Below are 19,290 nucleotides of genomic sequence, written 5' to 3' on the forward strand. Positions count from 1 at the left end.
CCGATGTCTTCCTGTAAATTATTCATGCCGTATAGTTATCTGACCCTGAAAGTAGCACCAATATCGGTTGCTATCTTTTCACATTTATCGATGTCAATTGCATCCTGGCCGACAACGGTCATACGGGTCTTTATTCCTGCTCTTACTGCTTCTTTTGCAAAATCAAGAACTGCCTGATATGATCCTTCATATTTGGGTTTGCAGATCTTGTTGTATATCTCTTCGGATTCTGCATTAAGACTCACTGAAACAGCATCCATTCCAGCTGATTTTAATTCTTCTACGACATTCCTGCCGGGGTACATAAGTGCAGCATGACCATTAGTGTCAAGCCTGACATTAATTCCTTTTTTGCTTAGCCATTTAGTTATATGAAGAACAGTATCAAAACGGCAGGTTGGTTCACCAAAACCGGTGAAGACAACTTCTTTGTAAGTGCTAAGGTCGTGTTTTTCGAGGTCTGATATTATTTCCTGCTCAGTGGGTTCCCTGGAAAGGCGGAGATTGTAACCATAAACCCCGTCGCATCCATCACGGATGCAGAATGTACAGTTTGCGCTGCACTGGTTTGTTATGTTAAGATAGAGGTTTCCAAATGCTTCATAGCCGATGGTTCCTTTAAACATAGGGATTGTATTCTCTTTGTTGTTATCTTTCAACTATTGACCTCCACTATCTTATTTTCCCAGTTTCCATTTGTGATGACTTTGTAATTGATAGGCGGGATTTTCTTCAGAAAGTACATAAGCGCTGAAAATCCGCATTCAAGGTGGACTTCTTCTCTGTAGTACCATTCACCTTCGTAGTGATCCAGCTCTTTTAAGGTCTGATCACTTATCTGGTAAATTTCTCCCGTAATAGTTGATACTGGCATTTGAGATATATCTTCGGGTTTAAGAATTCCCGGGAACGCTCCAAGGTCAAGCATCACGTAATTCTCAATAGTCTGTGTTGCGCACACAAAGCGTGAACCTTCAAGTCGTGCATGATTCGGGTCACCTTTTTTGAGAGTGCCGTAAACGAAGATGTACATTAACTGAGTCCCACGTTCAGTTTCATTAATGTTTTTTTGACAGGATCCGGTAGCTGGCCGCACTGTATGGCTTTCATCTGTTCCGGTGTGATCATTTTTATGGCTGTGGTCATGAGCCTGTCAGAGAGCATTAGCTTATCCATGAGTTTGCGGACATAGACTGCGGTCTTGATTTCAAGTCCCATCTGCTGCCTCCATCTTGTATCATACTCCTGAAGTCTGCATTTACCTTTGAGGAATTCTGCGGCTGTTTCTCCTGCAAGTTTACCTCCGACCATAGCGGTGGAAATTCCTCCTCCGTTGGTTGCGATGATATGGCCTGCTGCATCACCTGCAATCAGTGTGTTGTGTGATGCTGTTACTTTTGGCGCTCCACCTACAGGGACAAGTCCTGCCACAACTGAGGTTATGGATGCACCTTCAAGCTTTTTGCTTGCGATAGGGTGCTTGTACATGAAACGTTCGAGATAATCTCTGGCACAAAGATGTTCTTCAAAAAGAGCTTCCCTGATACCCACGCCTATGTTTGCGGTGTCGTCTCCCTGTGAGATGATCCATGCATATCCGCCGGGGACAAAATCCTTGCCGAAATACATCTCAACGGCTTCTTTATCAATGTCAACTCCGCTGAGTTCGTATTCAAAAGCTGTTCCGGTTCCCATTGGGTCTGAATCACGGAGCATGTTTGATGCTTTCCCAACTATAGAATTTGGCCCATCTGCACCGATTATAACCTTTCCTTCAACTTCGAATTCACCGAAGGCACCATCCATGAAGAGTTTTGTTTCGTTCACTTCGGTGACGTTTGTTCCAACAAGGAGTTCTGCTCCTGCTCGAGCTGCTTCCTTTGCAAGGTGTTTATCAAAACGTCTCCTGTCAATTGAATCTGCATCAACATCAAAACCTTTTGACAGGCCGTTTGGTGCTATGAAACGCTGATATGAGGCAGTAGCATGTATGCAGCTTGATGGGATCTCCTCAAGTGTTACCGGTAGTTCTGCATTAGGGACAAGTTCCTGCAGAACGGGATAGTGGGGGAGAAATCCTCCGCACTGGAGTGGTACTCCTATATCCCTTTTCTTTTCAATAAGAAGTACTGACATGTCATTCTCGGCAGCATACATTGCTGCGGTGGAACCAGCCGGACCAGCTCCGACCACAATAATATCATAAGAATCTTCAGGTGTCATGGTTGTTTTAAAGATTTGTGAATTGGTTTTTGCAGTTTGCACAAGTTGGCGGACCAAAAAGTGTATTTCGCCCGTAACTTCTTTATCCCTGACTCAATATGCTTATCAAAAACCACATTCTATTAGATATATCTAACTATTACTGATAATTGTCTTTTAGGGTGAGTTTATCAGGCTCTTTGAATGGTGAAAAACATGGTACATGAGCACAGGAACAATGTATGGGTAATACGCACAGGTTATTGCGGCCTGCAGGAAAAGTCCTGCATAGAGAGGGATTTCATTTCTTTTGACCTGAACCTGCATATCATGGACCTGTTCGGTAACGAGCTGATGGATATCAAGCATCAGTCGCCCAGTTATAAGAAATATATGCATTTTGGGGATAAGTACCGGGAATTTGACCAGAGGTTCAGGAAGGAGTTTGAGGATGCCATCAAAAACGTTGATTCGTCAACGGAAAGACCTGAGATGGTCAAAAAGATGAAAAGTCTTAACAGTAAGCTCCAGAAATTCGATGATGAGCTCAAGCAGTTCGATGCTACCATGCATGAGTTTGATGAGTTTGAGCGTGTGGAGCAGATGAAGAAGGCTTTGATCGAAAGGTTAAGCACTCCTCCGGTTGATCTGCTTGAAGTATGGGCAAAGGATGTGCTGCATTTTGTTAATGATGTCAGGAGATATGACTTAATAGTTATCCCGCTGATGTGTGAGAAACAGGTGGCAATTGGCAGGGTGCGTGATAATTACAAGTATCGTGAGGGCAAGGGTGTACTGAGCCATAGCAGGAAGGTTGACTGGCACGATACCAGGGTTCCTTTTGAGAATATGTTCCATGGTTTTGAGGATATACTGGATTTGCCGTCTTCTATTACTCTTCTTGATGAACCTAACAGGGATTTTGTCCTTGGCATTGTTGTGGATGATACTTTTTGATCATCATTTCTTCTTTTTAGCCACATCCCTTGTTTTGCTGGCAAAAGATTCTTAAAGACATATGAGTATAGCGTGCAGGTAATTCAATTCATGGATTTTATCAAATTAGATTATTAATCAAATAACTTATATTGAGTTGATAGATTTGGCAATTGAGAAAGGCGATTTTATAAAGATTAACTACACCGGTAAGTTCAATGAAGGACAGATCTTTGACACTACCGATGAACAGCTTGCAAAAGATAATGGTATCTACAACCCACGCGGTGTTTACGGCGGAGATGTTGTGATCGTTGGCTCCGGCCACACTATCAAGGGTCTTGATGAGGATTTCGTTGGTAAGGACGTAGGATATACCGGTTCCGTTACCATTGCACCTGAGATGGCATTCGGTCCACACAACCCTGCTCTTGTTGAGACTGTTTCAGTTACAAAGCTTAAGGACCAGCTCGCTGACCAGAGACCATATCCGGGAATGCCTGTTGAGCTCAACGGCAAACGTGGTGTTATCTCACAGGTTATCGGCCGCAGAGTACGTGTTGACATGAACCATGCTCTTGCAGGTAAGGAAGTCGAGTACGAGTACACAATCGTCGAGAAGATCGAGGACCCAATTGCTAAAGCACAGGGCCTGCTTTCACTCTATACCGGCATGCCAGAGATTGAGGTTGAGGTTACAGATGACCTTATCAGAATCTACACTCCAATCGAGCTTGGCTTTAACCAGAGATGGATCGTATCCAAGATGACCATCGCAAGCGAGCTTATCGACAAGCTGGGCATTGCAAGCCTCGAATACGTCGAGAAGCACCCATACGTTCCTCCAATGGCAGAAGAAGCACTTGAGGCAACCGAAGCTCCTGCAGAGGAAGAAGAAGCTGAAGCTACAGAGGAATAATCTTCCTCTTCTTTACTTCACTTTTATACTGAATAGGATTTTTCTTTACAGTATCACTGACAATTTCTGTTAGTATCGATTTTGTATCAAAACCCTTATATTCTAGCTCGCTATTAAGATACCATCCGACATGCTGAGGTAGCCAAGTGGACTACGGCGCCGGTCTTGAAAACCGGTAGTGCTAACGCGCTGCGGGAGTTCGAATCTCCCCCTCAGCGTACTTCTAGAATTTTAATACTTACACATTTTAATCATCCTTGGAAAACACACTTTTGTCAGGGAACGGACATCTATGTCTTTAGCCCAGCTACCGCTGAGTGAAGAAGCAGTAGCATAGGGACTCCATTTCTTTGGTCAAGTCCCGTCATCTATTTTTTGCGAGGCAATAGAATCAGTGATGTCGGCACAGACACGTACCTGGTTTTTTTCTTTCCAGACATCGAGCACTTTGCCGATCTCAGCATTAGGATCTTCAGAAAAGTCACAGCCGTGTGGAGAATCGCGAGGGCAGACACGGATAACTGCGTTTTTAAGAGAAGAAATAGCGTTGACTGCCTCGGAAGATGTGACTCCTCATCCATTAGAATTGAGTTTGTCTAATGGAAAAGCTGTTCCTTCAATTATTACCATTAGATACTGCAGGGTGTATGTCAACGATATAAAAATTTTATGGCAAAAATAGAGAAAAGGAGCGACATATTTGATTCATACAATAAAATCAGTATAATACTAGTTACTATATTATTCAATATATATTACATTCACAAAAAATATATAATGTCGTAAACTATTTATCTCATAAAAATATAAATGTCTCCATTATTTGCCCTTCGTGGCGAAAACGGAGATAATATAAAACGAAACATGCACAATAACAATAATATTCAGTTTACCCAATAACCTGATGTTTTATTGTGTACTTTCGTTGTAGACTCAAAACTATTTATAATTTGCGTATTTTTTCGATTTTTATAAATCGTAATTGATTGTAGTTGAACATCTCTGTAAAAACTGAGGTGAAATCATGGGAAATGTATTCCATGCAGGGTTTATGACATACCTGTTAATAGCAGTCATTGCTTTTGTTTTGCTTGCAATGGTTGCACCAAACACAGCCGATTCAATATTGTCGTCGATTACTGACTTGTCACAAGCCGCACAAGGTATTGAATAATGATAGGAGCTCAGCACTTATCATTCTTTTTTTTTTAAATGGAAAAACGAATATCTGTTAAAGTATAGCAACAACACTGTAATATTTCAAAAAGATAAAACCGCATGGAGAAATTTATTTGAAATCAATCTATGTTATTATTATAGTTAGCTTATTAATATTAACCACGGGATGTGTTTCTACAAATACACCAGAAGAAACAGTTACTTCATTTGCATATTCTGCAAGCACGGGCGACAGCAATACTTGTTATGAGCTAATGTCCAGCGAATACAAGAACAATACTACATTAGATGACTTTGCCACCAGCATACAAGATGATGGGGATAGCTGGTATGAATATAAGTTCATTAGTGTCATTGAAGGAAGTAAAAAACTTAATAAGAATTCTGCTTTTCTTGAAGTTGAATATGAAAAAGAGTCGATATCTGACGATAAATCATTTGGGTTAACAAAGTTACTTGGTAAAGCATTGGGTCAGGAATATGTTTTCACAAAAAGAATTGAATTGATAAACGAATCGGATGGATGGAAAATAAAAGATTTCCATGTGGAATTGAGATAAAACAGTATCATTCAACCACCTCAAACAGAAGCCCATTATCGCCTGAATAAGGCTTCGTGTGATCATTATCGCCTTTCCAGATCTCCTCAGGAATGCCATCCGGGAAAGCATCGCAAGTGTGCTTCATGTCAGCTGTGAAATGAAGGTGCATGCATTTTGTACAGACCGGGCTAAAGAAGATATCGTCAAGAACAGAATCGTCCAGTACTATGGCATCACTTTCTGCAGCCATTATTGATCAATCCACGTATATTTATACTCTGATATATTATTTGAGAGTTTTCTCCATATCTCCTTGGCTGCGAATTGTGATTCGTCTCCGAATGGCCAGAATGCGTGGCTTGGTTCTTTGTTGAATTCGCTTTCAGCTGGTTTGTTATAACCATTACGCTGTTGGTGCCATAGGCCCATTCCTCAAGGTCTCTAAAGATGGCTATCATTCTCTTCAGCGCATCACCTTGAGATAAAAATGATTGTTAATTTGGTTTGTGTGAATAGGTTTTAATGAAGAACACGTTACTTACAATATAATTTATTCCAATGGGTCAGATATTGGATATGAAAGTCTTCCTTCAATAGATGCAATGGGTGATGACTATCTGATTGAATTGAAGCCAAACGAGTCACTGTCCATCAATGTCAGTTCCATTTCATGGGAGCCTTTTGCAAAAGGCAATCATTCTTTATCTTCAAAGTATTTTACTGGCTATAATATTTTTACCAAACCACACTGGAATGGGTTTCTCAGATCAAATAACATAACATTAATAGTCGAGTAATTTTAGCAACGCTATTGCAAAAGTACAACATAATTATTATTGCCCAATTAAACACTAAATTTCAAATGTCAACACATTTATTAAGTCTTACAACTTCATAAACAATCAGGATTGTAAAAGGTGTTATTGAGCATGAGCAAAACATTAGGATGTGCTATCTGTCTAATTATAATCATATTATGCACGGGATGCATCGAAGATAAACAAGCACAGGTAATCGATGGAGACGAATGCACGGATACGCGTAATCCTCTTACAGAAGAAGACATAGCTTTAATTGATAATTTTGCTGAAAGTCTAAATGACGCAGAGGAAATAGCATCCTATGTCGAGAAGATGGAAGTAATAGATTTTTATAGCCGGCCTAATGCAGGCTATATATTTCCCGAAGAAGTATTTTACATGAGTGAAGATGAATTGGATGATTTAGAAGATACAGAGTCGCTTATCCACTTTAACAGAACACCAATTCATTTTGTAGGTCTCAACAACATCGAAGAGTTTGGCGATGTGGAATATGGCAGGTCACATTTGAATGCACTCATATCTTCTGCATTTACTCCGATGTATGGCGTTGAAGACGAACAACTTAATTGCATAATATTTTCCAGAAATATCCTCTTTAATCATTGTTTATCAGAGGAACATAAAGAAAGATTAAAAAGCGCCTTAAAGGTAGTTGATACATGGGGTCAATTCAGAGAAAGCATGCTACATGCGAATGTTCCGATAAACGGTTCTGACGCAAACAGAACATTTGCAATTGATAATGTTGAAAATGTAAATGTAATAATGAAAACTGAATGGAAACAAGATGATCTTAAACAGTATTTCGAATTTTTGGATTCATCTGGATTTAATTCATCTGAAGACTTATTGTCTTTTTCACGTCAATTCACAGTTGCAAAAAAGGGCATTGATGACGATATGTCTGAAAGTGCACAGGTTAAGATACTCGATGCAAGAGTGTATGTAGTTACCAATTTCCCTCAATATAGTGATGAAGGTATTCAAAAAGACGATATGCGTGCGTATCTCATTTTGCATGACTATAAAGGATGAAATCCTTTTTAGCATTTTTTAGCCTTTGTTCTTTATTAGTTCCAGTCTGAGTAAAAATGTGGATTATTATCCCATCTCTCCCGAACACTATTATTTGTAGTACATAGCTTATCAGTTTCAGCATTCTTTGTTAAGTGTAAAGAATTTTTAATCTGAGCACTAACCTTATCTTATTAAAGTACCTAACTATCTATAATATACTGAATCTCACCTTCAGGTGAAGGAGGGTGATGATCACGAAAATCACTAAGTCTCCTGAATTCCAGGCAAGTATATGCATAGGTTTTTTATTTTCAATTACTGTGCTTTCGCTTGGATTGTACTATAATTCTTTAAGAACTCTGGCAGGATCTCCAAAAAATCCCAATCCTTATCCAGTGATAGCCCTCTTTTCACTCGCAATTGTAACGTTGATTGTCTATATTATTTCAGGTTGGTATAAAATAAAGCAGAAAAAGAAAGCGGAGTTAAACACTAAAAAATCCACAACTGTAGAGTATAACTCTGGAGATTGTTTTAAATATGTTCCTATTTTGAGTGTACTGGTAATTATTCTTCTAAACTTCACGAATCAAATTACATCTTTTTTTATTGATTTCCTAAATAATTCCAATGCATCAGATACTCAAATTGTGACTATATTATTGCTGATAGTTGCAATATGGACTGGCTTTAGATATTGGTTAATGAACTATCCTATTATACGGGAAAATAAGACACTTATTGCTATAATCCTGATTGTATCAATCGTATTGATTATTTTTTTCTTAACGCATAACTATGCATTCTCTATTGTTATCAATTATATTCATACACAATTTACAGATATTTTTATTCCTCTTATTAGTGCGTTTGCAGGTGCTGGTGCTGCTGCACTTATGTATCATGTATTAGAGAAAAAAAGAAAAAGAGAACAGAAAACCGCTGATTTTATTGACGAATTCTTTTCCAACGATTTCACAATGCATAGGGCATCTCTCTATAAAACTCATAAAAATGCAACATATGGCAATAATATTACCTATGAAGATACGATTCTAATGGAAATAGCCAGGGGATTTCTATATCATGTGGTGGGGGAATATTATGAGGGCAATACACAGATTGATAATTTGTCAGAACACCAGCATATGGTTATTTACTTTGGATATTTGAAACGGCTATATTTCTCAATAAAAAAGGGGCAGGTCAATGAGGATGAAATCAGAAATGCACTTTCTTACGGCATGCGATGGCATGCAGAACTCGTACTAAGTATATGCAAAAAAATAGAATACCTTACAAAAAATGAATCCTCTTATAAAATAGGAAATGATACTTTTTGTTATAGGCCACCATCGTTTGTTGACGAAATTGAGAAATTGCACAAAGAATTAGAAATAGATAATGGTAGCATTCACAAAAAATGTCCACAAAAATAGTAATACTACAAATTATTGCGCTTCTTAGTATTATCCAAAAGAACTTAAATAGTCATAAAACCAACCACTAATTAAAAAAGAGTGGCTATAATATGAAATATAATAAAATGTTAGTTTTGCTGTGTGTGTTATGCACATTGCTAATCTCCGGGTGCGTAGAAGATTCTACTGTAAATACAGAGTCAACCATAAATGCAGAGTCGGCTGAAGATTATAATATTGCCGCTGCAAACAATGCCTTCGCTTTTGATATGTATTCAGAAATTGTAAATACAAGTGACGGAAACATGTTCTTTTCTCCTTACAGCATATTCACAGCAATGGCTATGTGCTATGAAGGAGCCGAAAGTACAACCAAAGAGGAGATGTCAAATGTATTCTATTTCCCACTCAACAAAAATGTGCTGGAAATAAGTCTTGGGGAAATGATTGAGCAAATTAATTCCGATAATGAAAATTATGAACTTGAAACTGCAAATGCATTGTGGATTCAACAAAACTTCCCGGTAAAAGAGCAATACATTTCCAACGTTGAAACTTACTATTTTGGAAACGTGACAAACCTGGATTTTATAGGCCAGCCTGAAGAATCAAAGGATATCATCAACGAGTGGGTTGCAGAAAAGACGAATGATAAAATAAAAGACCCAATCTCTGATGGAGTGATTAACGACTATACCAGATTAATCATCACAAATGCAGTTTACTTTAATGGCAAATGGTTAAACGAATTTAACGAAGAAGGCACCGGCAAGAGGGATTTTTACATTTCAGAGGATGATGACATCACAGTAGACACCATGTACACTAAACAATATTTCAATTATTCAGAAAGCTCAGATGCGAAGATGCTAGAACTACCATACAAAGGTGATAACCTCTGCATGTATGTAGTTCTCCCGGATGAGAATGACATCGAATCCTTTGAAAACTCATTTTCTATAAGCGACTATGAAGAACTCAAATCCGGTATGGATTCTGAATATGAAGTAAAAACATGGCTACCCAAGTTTAAATTTGAGTCAAGAACCGAGCTTTCAGATCAGCTCATCCAGATGGGAGTAATAGCTGCATTCAGCGATCAAAACGCCAATTTGTCTGGAATTTCAGATGAATACTTGATGATATCAAAAGTACTTCATCAGGCTTTTGTTGATGTTCAGGAGGAAGGTACAGAAGCAGCTGCAGCGACAGAAGTGGCGGTGGAAACATCTGAGGCTGTAGATGTTGAACCCATTCCTGAAAGGGAATTCAGGGCAGATCATCCTTTTATGTTCTTCATAGAAGACAAGAGAACAGGATGCATTTTGTTTATGGGTAAAGTTGAAAGTCCGGAATATGAGGAAACAGAATGATGTTTCCTCTAGTCTTTTTCCATAGCAATTAATCCTTTATATCAGGAATATAAGGACTATTTGCGGGGGCGCATCTTTAGTTGAAATTGATGTTATCTGGTTGGATTTGCGTGTGGCTAAAAGTATGGCATCGGGTGGTGGTATAAGTGCGACGCCATCTTACACGCTCTATTTTATGTTGACATGATCCAGTACGATTAATCTTTACAAACAAAGGTTGCATGATGTTGCTCTATCTATAGCGCAAACATTGAAAATGCTCTGGGTGGCTGGAAGCCTCCTGATATATAAGAGTATAAAGAGTATAGAATGCGAAATAACAGAATCCAACTAAGGAAGGTATGGAACGTCAACGTCCCGAATTGACGCTCCATATCGTACACTAAATTCCTATCAGTTGTTTTTCCCCAAACTTCAGCTCTTCTTCGATAACATCTTACTTATTTGTAAGCTAATGGAAATATATAGCTCAAAAGTCACCTGTATAATCTAAATTGATGTTTTCGTTCTATGATCTCTATATTGCTATTATTAGCTAAAACAAACTTGAAGTAGTTTACCTTATGTAAAACATGATGCGATTCACTGAAATAGCATATGACTAAAAAGTAGACATGTAGGACAGTCATTTGTGGGGTTATTATGTACTCTGGTCCTACAGGCCATGGAAAGAAACTGGGAAACGCATCCCGTAGTGGTAATTGATAGCATTTTTCTACAAATAGTTTTACACCGGTTTTCATATAGTAATAAATAATCTATTGTTCTATTTCTTCTTTATATAGTATTAAACATTATCCTGTCTCTTGCTATTGTTCCAAAGACTACGTATTATGGGCATACATGTAGAGTGAATTTCGGCTTCACCGGAAAATTGAATGCCGCTTTAGATGCTTTTAAGAAGAGAATCAATTTATAAAAACAAATAAAGAAGGAACAAGTCCTTCGTTTTTAATTATGTATGGTTTACTGTTCGAAAACAATTCCGAATTTATGTTCAGGCGAAAATAGCAATAGAATCAAATCTTGCAGTTCCTTTCTGTGTCCAGTAACCGCAGTTTTCACAATATTGGATATTTTCGTTTTCACTCAGTTTGGAATTACATTCCGGACAGTTTTCTAATTTGTTCATTTTTCCCATCAAATTTAAAACCCCTTTCTCTTTTTGATAAGCACTTACAGTTAGTCTTCATACTACTTATAGCTAGTATATATGGTACTATTTATTACTCCCTGGGATAAATGTATCTATATACATACCATATTTTCTTGTTTCGTATCGGATTAAATTAGTCAATTCTGTAGTGTCTATCGGTTGTTTTGTGACGGAAAATCCTAAAAATTACAGTATTAATTATCATTTTGCACAATGATTAAAAATTTTATAATCCTGTAGGATATTTATGATGTTCATATTTGCAGACATAATTTAAAATCATGAACATGATTCTTTTATACATCGACATAATTATTCTGTATATGCAACAGTAGTATTTCTAATAGATTATCATGGCAAAAACGGGATTACAATATGAGCGAGGAACTTTTCTATCAGAACCAACTTCAGAACCTTGAAGATATCAAAGCTTCATACTTCAGCCAGCTCGATGAAGTTGAGAAAAAGCGTGCTGAAATAGCTTTGAAGAAGGAGCAAATTAAAGCTGATGAAGCTCATATAATGGAAGAATACCACAGGATACGTGACGCAAAAAAGCTGATCACTAAAGAATTCGAAAACCTTTCTCGTAAAAGCGATCTTCTCAAAGAGGCAAAAAAGGAATACGAAAAAAAGCATGTTTCATTCTTAAAGCTGGAAGCAGAGCTCGCTACTCGTATGGACAGATACGATATTGATACAGCCTCTCTTCAGAAAAGGAATTGTGAACAATATAGGGTTCAACGTGCTCAGTTTGAAGAAGAGCTAGCTCTTAGGAAAAGGCAAAAAAGACTTGAAAGGACCAGAAACAGGCTGGAATCGAAGGCCAAAGAAATTGCTGAACTAAAAAAAGAGATTGTTTCCGGTGAGATGGATATTGATATTGAAAATGAGAAGATAGAACGCAGGCGTGAATATGTCAGGCATATGCATGATCTTCTGTCTTCACAGGAAGAAGAATTCTCATCCCGTGAAAAAGAACTCGTTCAGTTAAAACAAAAGACAGAGGATGAGATCGGTAAGCATGTAACTATTCATAGACAACATCTTGATATGATTAAAAAAGATGCAAGGATCGAACAGCAGATGGCATACATCAAGATCCTTGAAGATGATCTCTATGAACTCAAAAATAATCTTAAACAGGCTAATGAAAAATTAATAAACATGAAGCTCTTTTCAAGCATATTCGAGCAAAATCAGGAGCTCCTTGCAAACTGAATATGCAATTAATTTCTTTTTACTTTTCATCCTGAACTTAATCCAAAATGTATCTTTGTAACTCATTTACAAAAATCAGGATAATTTATAAAAACTTAAATATTACTTAAAATAATCTTCTTAATAAGGCACGGTGGCATGTGTGCAACATGCCTTTGGCGGGAACTCGCATACCAACCAATATTTTACTGAGGGGTGCACGTGCCTTTGCTGTATCACGTATACAACAGCTTAATTTTAGTTATTATTCTTTTTAATTCACGTCTTTAATAGTAAATGTGAAAGTACTTCCTTTTTCTTTTTCGCTCTCAACCCAAATTTTTCCTCCATGCATCTCTACAAACTGCTTAACAAGAGCAAGCCCAAGCCCTGTTCCGCCATATTTCCTTTTGTTTGAAGAATCCACCTGCATGAATGGGTTGAAAATATTTTCATGCATATACTTCGGAATTCCTATTCCTGTATCAGTAACAGATATCATAATTTCATCATCTTTCTTTGTAGCAGTGACTGAAACTTTACCATTGTCTGGAGTGAATTTAATAGCATTACTAAGTAAGTTTAACATTATCTGTTTGAACTTCATTCTGTCAGCTGATATTTCCTTAGTTTCAATATTATTGATTATCTCAAGGTCTATGTTCTTCATTGATGCCATTGGAAATACGGATGACCTGATATCTTCCATTATATCATAAATACTGAACACTTCCAGGTTCAGTTCCATTTTACCTGCTTCTACTTTTGATAAATCAAGAATATCATTGATAAGGTCAAGAAGATGTCTTCCTCCATTGTTAATGTGTTGTACATGTCTTTTTTGTTTGTCATTCAGCTCTCCAAAAATCTCATCTGTCAGTACATCTGAAAAACCAATAATTGCTGAAAGTGGAGTTCTTAGTTCATGGCTCATATTAGCAAGGAATTCGGATTTCATCCGATTGTTCTCTTCAGCAAGCATTTTAGCTTCTATAAGTGCATCTTCAGCCTTTTTCTTTTCTGTAATGTCATTTGCAAACATAATAAAACGACCATCTGAAAGTTTAGATGAGTCAATTCTCACCCAGATGCCAGTTTCATTCTTTCGTCTGATCAGTAACTCTTGACTGGAGAATCCTTTTGTTTCCAATTCATGAATACCCTGGATGCTTCTTTCCTTGCATTCAGGATCTACACGTGAATAAACATTCATGGTTAACAATTCATCTTCGGAAAAGCCAGTTAAGGCAGATGCAGTTTCATTCACTTCCTCAAAGTTACCATTCTCGTTCACAATGAATATTCCATAAGGTGCATTCTCTATGTATGTGCGGAATTTCTTTTCACTTTCGATAAGCTTATTTCCAGACTCTTTACGTAAAAGAGCTTCACCAATACCATCGGCTACAACTCTCAGGAGATTGATATCATCTTCGTGCCATCTGCGTTCTTCAGCACAATCATCAAAGCCGATAAATCCCCAGAGTTCTTCTCCGGCAAAAATAGGTATTATCAGTACAGAAAGAATGCCCTGCTCTTTGAGAATTGATTTTTCAGGTTCTTCGAGTTCTTCAACGATATGTGCATAGTTTTCTCCAGAAAGCAGAACATGTAGAAGTGTAGGAGCTCCTTCTGAATACGGAAGGTGTTGCAATTCAGGATTATCTATCTGGGGTTCAATACCATCTGAAACTTCTTCATATAATTGAGACATGCACAGGCCCAATTCAGTATCATCTTCATTTCTGAATATATAGGTTCTGCTATTGTTTACAGTATTATGGACTTTTGCAAGTATGCGTGCAATTATTTCTTCAATATCTTCCGGTTCCTGTAGCAATCGCATACATTCAATGGTAGTCAGTTCATAATCAAGTCGTTTTTTAAGTAATGAATCTGCATCAAGCAAATTCTTTCTTGAGTCATTGAGCTCTGTAACTTTCGGTTTCAGGTAAACGAAAAGCAGAAAACCAGTTGTAATGACAAAAAACATTCCTTTATAGGTCTGAAATTGCATATAGATCTCGGGGTCTGTTATTATCCAGCTGAGTACAGTATCTGAACCTAATATCCATAAGCCGGCTAAGAATACATAAAATAGAGAAACTTTTAGTGCCAGGTACTTGTTCATTTTAAGATTTTTCATCGCTTTCCCCCATTCCTGATATTCACGATTTTATTGCTTGATTCAGAATGCTTTTTCAAATCGTATTATGATTATTATATATTAGTATCAAATATATATTATTCACTGATGACAGACTGTGTATTTTGTACAAGTAGGACCACTCTTTAATATTGAATCAACAACTTTTAGACATTTAAATTCAATAGGCGTTTCTGATATGGTTATGCTCAATGAATTTCTTATATCCGGGATACTTATGGGATTTGCTTCTGGCATCTCTCCGGGACCACTATTGGCAATGACAATTTCAGAATCACTTGAGCACGGTTCACGTGCAGGGATCAAGGTTGCAGTATCTCCATTTATAACAGACATTCTTATTGTTTCAATAATCTTACTATTTCTTTTGGAATTTGAGAATTACGATTCTGTCATTGCCATGATAAGTATTGGAGGGGCTTTTTATCTTATTTATCTTGGAATCTCCTCCCTAAAAACAAAAAACATTAATCTTGAGCTTGAAACAAAGAAAACAGATTCTTTAAAGAAAGGAATTATCGCAAACTTCCTGAGCCCACATCCATATCTTTTCTGGATTGCAATAGGCGGACCAATTATTTTCAAAGCTCAGGATACAAGTATCTTTTCAGCAATGCTTTTTGTTGCAGGTTTTTATGGTTTACTGGTTGGTTCAAAAATCATTATTGCAATGCTGGTGGGAAGATCAAGAACTTTTTTGAAAAACAATTATTATCTATACACAATTAGGTCATTGGGGCTTGTTTATATGGTTTTTGCATTCTATTTCCTGAAGCAGGGATTGGAATTGTTGAATTAAAGAAACAGTTGAATCAACAGTAGTTGAAATAAAAAGAAAAAAACAAGAAAACAAACATTCGTATTTAATGCTGGTATAAATCATAAAAGTGCCCTAACAGCTCAGTGACCTGAAATAAAGCTTATTTTAAAGTCGATTATGTAGCATAGTGACTTATGATTAAGTCAATGTATTTAAAAAACTCTTTTAGGTATATCCAAATATTTGTATTTTTTTCAATAATTAATTTATATTACTGATATTTAGGCACAAGTTAACACTGTTACACAAAAGTTATATATATCTTAATATATAATTTACACTATTATATAAAATGTTATGAGGTTAATATTATGGTAGAATGTGAATTACTTCCTAAATGTGGTTTTTTTAGTAAATACCAGGATTCCAAACAGGCGGCATGCAGCGGTTTTATTGCCATGTATTGCAAAGGACCAAAAATGGATGAATGCAAAAGAAAAGCTTATAGAAAAGAAAATGGTGTTGCACCATCAGACGATATGATGCCAACCGGTTCAATGATTGTAAATTGATCACTTTATTTTTTTACTTTTCTTTTTTACAGTTTTACAAAAAATCATCTATTGAGTCGGGAATATCAATTGTCTCGTATCCATATGAATAAACGTTCTTTTTCCTGTCCTGTACAAAACCAACGATTGTAAGTCCACCAGACCTGGCAATATCAATGGTAAGGATAGTAGTTGCCTCCTTTTTATATAACAACAGGGATAACCTTTGACCTCATATTATTTACTTGATAGTTACATACTAAATTACATATTAAACATTCACATTTTAAAAGGACATTTCTTATGTTAGACAAGGATGAACTCGAACGTTACAGCAGGCAGATCATGCTCTTTGGTGAGGACGGTCAGGAGCGTCTAAAAGATGCCTGTGTGTTCATTGCAGGCGCAGGAGGACTCGGATGTCCTGTGGCACTCTATCTTGCAGTGGCAGGTGTAGGTCACTTGCGTATTGCAGACAAGGACACAGTTGAGAAAACAAATCTCAACCGGCAGGTGCTTCATTGGGAAAATGACATTGGCAGGGAAAAAGTTCTCTCTGTTGGTGATAAACTTCGTGAGATTAATCCTCATATTGAGGCAGAGACATTCCACATTACGATCGATGAATCAAATGTAAGGGAGCTTGTAGGTGATGCAGACCTTATTATTGATGCAATGGACAATTATCCTGTCCGATATCTTCTCAATCAGATTGCTTATGAAAAAGGAATTCCATTGATCCATGGTGCAATTCGTGGTTTTGACGGTCAGGCAATGACAATAATCCCGGGAAAAAGTGCTTGTTTTAATTGTGTTTTCCCATCTCCCACACCAACCGAGGTATTTCCTGTGCTGGGTGTGACTCCGGGGATCATAGCGATGATACAGGTCAACGAAGCCATCAAATACCTGCTTAAAAAAGGCGATCTTCTGACTGATAGGCTGCTGATATGGAACGGACTTTCTTCAGAGATGGAATACATGAAAGTTTCCAGAAGGCCTGATTGTAAGATATGCGGCACAGGTTCCAAATTACAGGAGTGAGATTCATGATTAAGATAACACATGATGATTTTGATGTAAATGCTATGATTTCAAATGCCAGAACTCCTAAAATGGGTGCATTGGTCACATTTCTTGGAACGGTCAGGGACGATGGCATGGACATGCTTCAATTCGAGGTCTACGAAGAAGTGGCCGTCAATGAACTTGAAGCTATAGAAGATGAAGCATTCGGGAAATTTGAAATTGAGAGTGTTGAGGTCATTCACCGTATTGGTGACCTTCCTGTGGGAGAGAACATACTCCTGATAATAGTAGGTGCTGGACACCGCAAGGCTGCTTTTGATGCATGTGAATACATCCTTGAGCGTATAAAGGAAAGTGTCCCCATATGGAAAAAAGAAATTGGAGAATCAGGAGAACGCTGGATTCCCGGGGAAGCCCACAATTCCTGATTCAATTTTGAAATTTTTGTGCTTATTTTGTTCATCGTTCTTCATTTTCGATCCTTACTGAAAATTTAAAGTACAGAACAATATGCACTTTTTGTTCATTTTATTCCTTTTACTTTATTCAGGAAATTACAATACCGTATTTTGCAAATACTTTTGCAAACGCAAGCCTGAGATTTTCAGCATCTTCCTGCACCTGAATTGCATCCTCAGTTGCTGCTGATTCTTCCAGAACCTCTATTGCAGTATCTACAGTTGCAAGTGATTGGTTATAGTTACTATCTGCAGTATATGGAATATCGGCATCTTATACATCCTGCCATTCTCTTTTAAGTGTTGGAATGTATGTTGTAACTGTTTCGGTATCATTGATACTTGCCGCATCAATTGCTGCCTCCATGGTCATATGGAAAATAGTAAGATAATCTCCCATGTGCAGGACATTGTTCCTTTCATGCAGACTGAAGAAAAGATCCCTCATAGGTTCAAGTCCTGTATGTGCGGCTTCAATGTCTCCTTCTACTTCAAGCATTTCCTGTGAATGCTCTGCAATCAGCACTGCTCTTTTAATTTCTGTCTTCCAATCCTTATCATTGACATACATTTCAGGAGGATTTTCTCCGTATGTATCTGACACGTAGGTCAGCTTGCTTACCAGTTCATCAATAGAAGATGTGGAAGCATTAACATTCTTCTGGCTGGTTGATATCAATGCCTTTACATAGGCAGTATTTGCTTCTTCCATAACCTGTGAGAATTCTGTTTCATTTACAACTATGACAGTTGTTTCAGTTTTATCATTCTCACTTGAATCTTCCACACATCCGGATATCACAGCAAGCAATACTACAATAAAAATACATGTGCATAGCAGTTTTGCTTTCATATCATCACCTAAAAGGAGAAAGTCTTTAGCAATATATATTTTTCCAATCAAATTATATTATGCGAATTCTTCTGAGGTGTGGATACCACGTTAGACGGGCTGGGAACTACTAGGAGGATTCAGAGAAAGAAGCCACACCTCAGGACTAAAATTCACTATACCAATGCACTATTATATTTAATATATTTAATAATTTGTGGTATATATTTTCTCCATTAATTCATTTCTCATTTTTGTCCTGTCTTATGTCCATATATGTGAGTCCCCATTGTGCCAGTGCTTCCAGTACAGGGATAATGGTTTTTCCAAAATCAGTAAGTGAATATTCAACTCTTGGTGGTATTTCAGGATACATTTTCCTATTCAAAATCCCATCATCTTCCAGTTCCCGGAGTTGTTTTGTCAGCATCCTCGGAGATATGCCGGGCAACATCTGTTGAAGTGTGTTGTAGCGAAGCACATCTTCTTTTAGCTGCCAGAGTATAAGTGTTTTCCATTTCCCTCCGATAACACCAAGTGTGGCTTCCACAGGGCAGCTGTATTCAGTATTTTTCATGCTTTCCAAAATGTCTCCTCCATATTTTTCTTCATATTATCATTACTATACTTTTTGTTAGCTGCTATCAAAAATGACTGTATACTGTATAAATATAGTGCAAACACATCTACCTTTTGAATATAATACATTTTACAATTCTATCTT

General features: G+C 37.4%; 21 protein-coding genes and 1 tRNA gene. 13 read left to right on the top strand and 9 right to left on the bottom strand.

The window, feature by feature from the left end; genetic code table 11:
* Nucleotides 1-35 precede the first annotated feature (35 nt).
* The 3 genes from FKV42_RS13660 to FKV42_RS13670 are packed head-to-tail and all read right to left on the bottom strand — an operon-like array spanning nucleotide 36 to nucleotide 2,223.
* Complete coding sequence (locus FKV42_RS13660) at nucleotides 36-659, bottom strand: TatD family nuclease-associated radical SAM protein (protein ID WP_328287534.1); 624 nt, start codon at nucleotides 657-659, stop codon at nucleotides 36-38.
* Nucleotides 656-1,033, bottom strand: a complete 378-nt coding sequence (locus FKV42_RS13665) for a gamma-glutamylcyclotransferase family protein (protein WP_154810852.1) — start codon at nucleotides 1,031-1,033, stop codon at nucleotides 656-658. The genes FKV42_RS13660 and FKV42_RS13665 overlap by 4 nt, the downstream gene beginning before the upstream one ends.
* Nucleotides 1,033-2,223: a geranylgeranyl reductase family protein gene (locus FKV42_RS13670; RefSeq protein WP_154810853.1), complete on the bottom strand. Its 1,191-nt coding sequence runs from the start codon at nucleotides 2,221-2,223 to the stop codon at nucleotides 1,033-1,035. The genes FKV42_RS13665 and FKV42_RS13670 overlap by 1 nt, the downstream gene beginning before the upstream one ends.
* A gap of 195 nt (nucleotides 2,224-2,418) precedes the next feature.
* On the opposite strand from FKV42_RS13670, the gene FKV42_RS13675 reads away from it, so the two are divergent.
* The 5 genes from FKV42_RS13675 (at nucleotide 2,419) to FKV42_RS13695 (ending at nucleotide 5,796) form a co-directional block, all read left to right on the top strand.
* Nucleotides 2,419-3,159, top strand: a complete 741-nt coding sequence (locus tag FKV42_RS13675) for a hypothetical protein (RefSeq protein ID WP_154810854.1) — start codon at nucleotides 2,419-2,421, stop codon at nucleotides 3,157-3,159.
* A 145-nt stretch (nucleotides 3,160-3,304) separates the two neighbouring features.
* A complete protein-coding gene (locus tag FKV42_RS13680) occupies nucleotides 3,305-4,057 on the top strand; it encodes an FKBP-type peptidyl-prolyl cis-trans isomerase (RefSeq protein WP_154810855.1) in 753 nt (250 codons plus the stop codon).
* Between the two features lie 132 nt (nucleotides 4,058-4,189).
* Nucleotides 4,190-4,275, top strand: a tRNA-Ser gene (locus FKV42_RS13685).
* An 806-nt stretch (nucleotides 4,276-5,081) separates the two neighbouring features.
* Nucleotides 5,082-5,231: a hypothetical protein gene (locus FKV42_RS13690; protein WP_154810856.1), complete on the top strand. Its 150-nt coding sequence runs from the start codon at nucleotides 5,082-5,084 to the stop codon at nucleotides 5,229-5,231.
* Between the two features lie 118 nt (nucleotides 5,232-5,349).
* Nucleotides 5,350-5,796 (top strand): hypothetical protein, encoded by a 447-nt coding sequence (locus FKV42_RS13695; protein WP_154810857.1) that lies wholly within the window; start codon nucleotides 5,350-5,352, stop codon nucleotides 5,794-5,796.
* A gap of 7 nt (nucleotides 5,797-5,803) precedes the next feature.
* On the opposite strand, the gene FKV42_RS13700 is transcribed toward FKV42_RS13695, so the two are convergent.
* A complete protein-coding gene (locus FKV42_RS13700; protein WP_154810858.1) occupies nucleotides 5,804-6,028 on the bottom strand; it encodes a hypothetical protein in 225 nt (74 codons plus the stop codon).
* A 679-nt stretch (nucleotides 6,029-6,707) separates the two neighbouring features.
* Between FKV42_RS13700 and FKV42_RS13705 the strand changes: the two genes are divergently transcribed.
* From FKV42_RS13705 to FKV42_RS13715, 3 genes are all read left to right on the top strand, one after another.
* Nucleotides 6,708-7,637, top strand: a complete 930-nt coding sequence (locus FKV42_RS13705) for a hypothetical protein (RefSeq protein ID WP_154810859.1) — start codon at nucleotides 6,708-6,710, stop codon at nucleotides 7,635-7,637.
* Nucleotides 7,638-7,867: 230 nt separating this feature from the next.
* Nucleotides 7,868-9,058: a hypothetical protein gene (locus FKV42_RS13710; RefSeq protein ID WP_154810860.1), complete on the top strand. Its 1,191-nt coding sequence runs from the start codon at nucleotides 7,868-7,870 to the stop codon at nucleotides 9,056-9,058.
* A gap of 92 nt (nucleotides 9,059-9,150) precedes the next feature.
* Nucleotides 9,151-10,413, top strand: coding sequence for a serpin family protein (locus tag FKV42_RS13715; RefSeq protein WP_154810861.1), 1,263 nt, complete (start codon nucleotides 9,151-9,153; stop codon nucleotides 10,411-10,413).
* 997 nt (nucleotides 10,414-11,410) lie between these two features.
* On the opposite strand, the gene FKV42_RS14285 is transcribed toward FKV42_RS13715, so the two are convergent.
* Complete coding sequence (locus FKV42_RS14285) at nucleotides 11,411-11,545, bottom strand: hypothetical protein (RefSeq protein ID WP_268865995.1); 135 nt, start codon at nucleotides 11,543-11,545, stop codon at nucleotides 11,411-11,413.
* 399 nt (nucleotides 11,546-11,944) lie between these two features.
* Here FKV42_RS14285 and FKV42_RS13720 point away from each other — a divergent pair, with 399 nt between their 5' ends.
* Nucleotides 11,945-12,790, top strand: coding sequence for a coiled-coil domain-containing protein (locus tag FKV42_RS13720; protein ID WP_154810862.1), 846 nt, complete (start codon nucleotides 11,945-11,947; stop codon nucleotides 12,788-12,790).
* Nucleotides 12,791-13,043: 253 nt separating this feature from the next.
* Here the strand turns inward: FKV42_RS13720 and FKV42_RS13725 are convergent, their stop codons facing one another.
* On the bottom strand, nucleotides 13,044-14,915 hold the full coding sequence (locus tag FKV42_RS13725; RefSeq protein WP_154810863.1) for a sensor histidine kinase: 1,872 nt from the start codon (nucleotides 14,913-14,915) through the stop codon (nucleotides 13,044-13,046).
* Nucleotides 14,916-15,120: 205 nt separating this feature from the next.
* Between FKV42_RS13725 and FKV42_RS13730 the strand changes: the two genes are divergently transcribed.
* Nucleotides 15,121-15,735 carry a LysE family translocator gene (locus FKV42_RS13730; RefSeq protein WP_230375726.1) on the top strand — a complete coding sequence of 205 codons (615 nt, stop codon included), beginning with the start codon at nucleotides 15,121-15,123 and terminating at the stop codon, nucleotides 15,733-15,735.
* A 332-nt stretch (nucleotides 15,736-16,067) separates the two neighbouring features.
* On the top strand, nucleotides 16,068-16,268 hold the full coding sequence (locus FKV42_RS13735) for a hypothetical protein (protein WP_154810865.1): 201 nt from the start codon (nucleotides 16,068-16,070) through the stop codon (nucleotides 16,266-16,268).
* Nucleotides 16,269-16,302: 34 nt separating this feature from the next.
* Here the strand turns inward: FKV42_RS13735 and FKV42_RS13740 are convergent, their stop codons facing one another.
* Nucleotides 16,303-16,461, bottom strand: a complete 159-nt coding sequence (locus FKV42_RS13740; RefSeq protein ID WP_154810866.1) for a hypothetical protein — start codon at nucleotides 16,459-16,461, stop codon at nucleotides 16,303-16,305.
* A gap of 89 nt (nucleotides 16,462-16,550) precedes the next feature.
* Between FKV42_RS13740 and FKV42_RS13745 the strand changes: the two genes are divergently transcribed.
* Nucleotides 16,551-17,291 carry a HesA/MoeB/ThiF family protein gene (locus tag FKV42_RS13745; protein ID WP_154810867.1) on the top strand — a complete coding sequence of 247 codons (741 nt, stop codon included), beginning with the start codon at nucleotides 16,551-16,553 and terminating at the stop codon, nucleotides 17,289-17,291.
* Between the two features lie 5 nt (nucleotides 17,292-17,296).
* Nucleotides 17,297-17,704 (top strand): molybdenum cofactor biosynthesis protein MoaE, encoded by a 408-nt coding sequence (locus FKV42_RS13750; protein WP_154810868.1) that lies wholly within the window; start codon nucleotides 17,297-17,299, stop codon nucleotides 17,702-17,704.
* 304 nt (nucleotides 17,705-18,008) lie between these two features.
* On the opposite strand, the gene FKV42_RS13755 is transcribed toward FKV42_RS13750, so the two are convergent.
* The gene (locus tag FKV42_RS13755; protein WP_154810869.1) at nucleotides 18,009-18,587 is read right to left on the bottom strand and encodes a hypothetical protein; all 579 of its coding nucleotides are present in this window, start codon (nucleotides 18,585-18,587) and stop codon (nucleotides 18,009-18,011) included.
* Between the two features lie 220 nt (nucleotides 18,588-18,807).
* The gene (locus tag FKV42_RS13760; RefSeq protein WP_154810917.1) at nucleotides 18,808-19,143 is read right to left on the bottom strand and encodes a winged helix-turn-helix transcriptional regulator; all 336 of its coding nucleotides are present in this window, start codon (nucleotides 19,141-19,143) and stop codon (nucleotides 18,808-18,810) included.
* Nucleotides 19,144-19,290 lie beyond the last annotated feature (147 nt).

Origin of the sequence: Methanolobus vulcani (assembly GCF_006546655.1) — an archaeon.
GTDB lineage: Archaea > Halobacteriota > Methanosarcinia > Methanosarcinales > Methanosarcinaceae > Methanolobus > Methanolobus vulcani_A.

Bases quoted from the DNA above. Each gene is read 5' to 3' on its own strand.
- FKV42_RS13750 (WP_154810868.1), top strand. From the start codon at position 17,297: ATGATTAAGATAACACATGATGATTTTGATGTAAATGCTATGATTTCA.
- FKV42_RS13760 (WP_154810917.1), bottom strand. From the start codon at position 19,143: ATGAAAAATACTGAATACAGCTGCCCTGTGGAAGCCACACTTGGTGTT.
- FKV42_RS14285 (WP_268865995.1), bottom strand. From the start codon at position 11,545: ATGAACAAATTAGAAAACTGTCCGGAATGTAATTCCAAACTGAGTGAA.
- FKV42_RS13690 (WP_154810856.1), top strand. From the start codon at position 5,082: ATGGGAAATGTATTCCATGCAGGGTTTATGACATACCTGTTAATAGCA.
- FKV42_RS13715 (WP_154810861.1), top strand. From the start codon at position 9,151: ATGAAATATAATAAAATGTTAGTTTTGCTGTGTGTGTTATGCACATTG.
- FKV42_RS13720 (WP_154810862.1), top strand. From the start codon at position 11,945: ATGAGCGAGGAACTTTTCTATCAGAACCAACTTCAGAACCTTGAAGAT.
- FKV42_RS13725 (WP_154810863.1), bottom strand. From the start codon at position 14,915: ATGAAAAATCTTAAAATGAACAAGTACCTGGCACTAAAAGTTTCTCTA.
- FKV42_RS13665 (WP_154810852.1), bottom strand. From the start codon at position 1,033: ATGTACATCTTCGTTTACGGCACTCTCAAAAAAGGTGACCCGAATCAT.
- FKV42_RS13675 (WP_154810854.1), top strand. From the start codon at position 2,419: ATGGTACATGAGCACAGGAACAATGTATGGGTAATACGCACAGGTTAT.
- FKV42_RS13700 (WP_154810858.1), bottom strand. From the start codon at position 6,028: ATGGCTGCAGAAAGTGATGCCATAGTACTGGACGATTCTGTTCTTGAC.
- FKV42_RS13710 (WP_154810860.1), top strand. From the start codon at position 7,868: ATGATCACGAAAATCACTAAGTCTCCTGAATTCCAGGCAAGTATATGC.
- FKV42_RS13735 (WP_154810865.1), top strand. From the start codon at position 16,068: ATGGTAGAATGTGAATTACTTCCTAAATGTGGTTTTTTTAGTAAATAC.
- FKV42_RS13745 (WP_154810867.1), top strand. From the start codon at position 16,551: ATGTTAGACAAGGATGAACTCGAACGTTACAGCAGGCAGATCATGCTC.
- FKV42_RS13705 (WP_154810859.1), top strand. From the start codon at position 6,708: ATGAGCAAAACATTAGGATGTGCTATCTGTCTAATTATAATCATATTA.
- FKV42_RS13755 (WP_154810869.1), bottom strand. From the start codon at position 18,587: ATGAAAGCAAAACTGCTATGCACATGTATTTTTATTGTAGTATTGCTT.
- FKV42_RS13670 (WP_154810853.1), bottom strand. From the start codon at position 2,223: ATGACACCTGAAGATTCTTATGATATTATTGTGGTCGGAGCTGGTCCG.
- FKV42_RS13730 (WP_230375726.1), top strand. From the start codon at position 15,121: ATGCTCAATGAATTTCTTATATCCGGGATACTTATGGGATTTGCTTCT.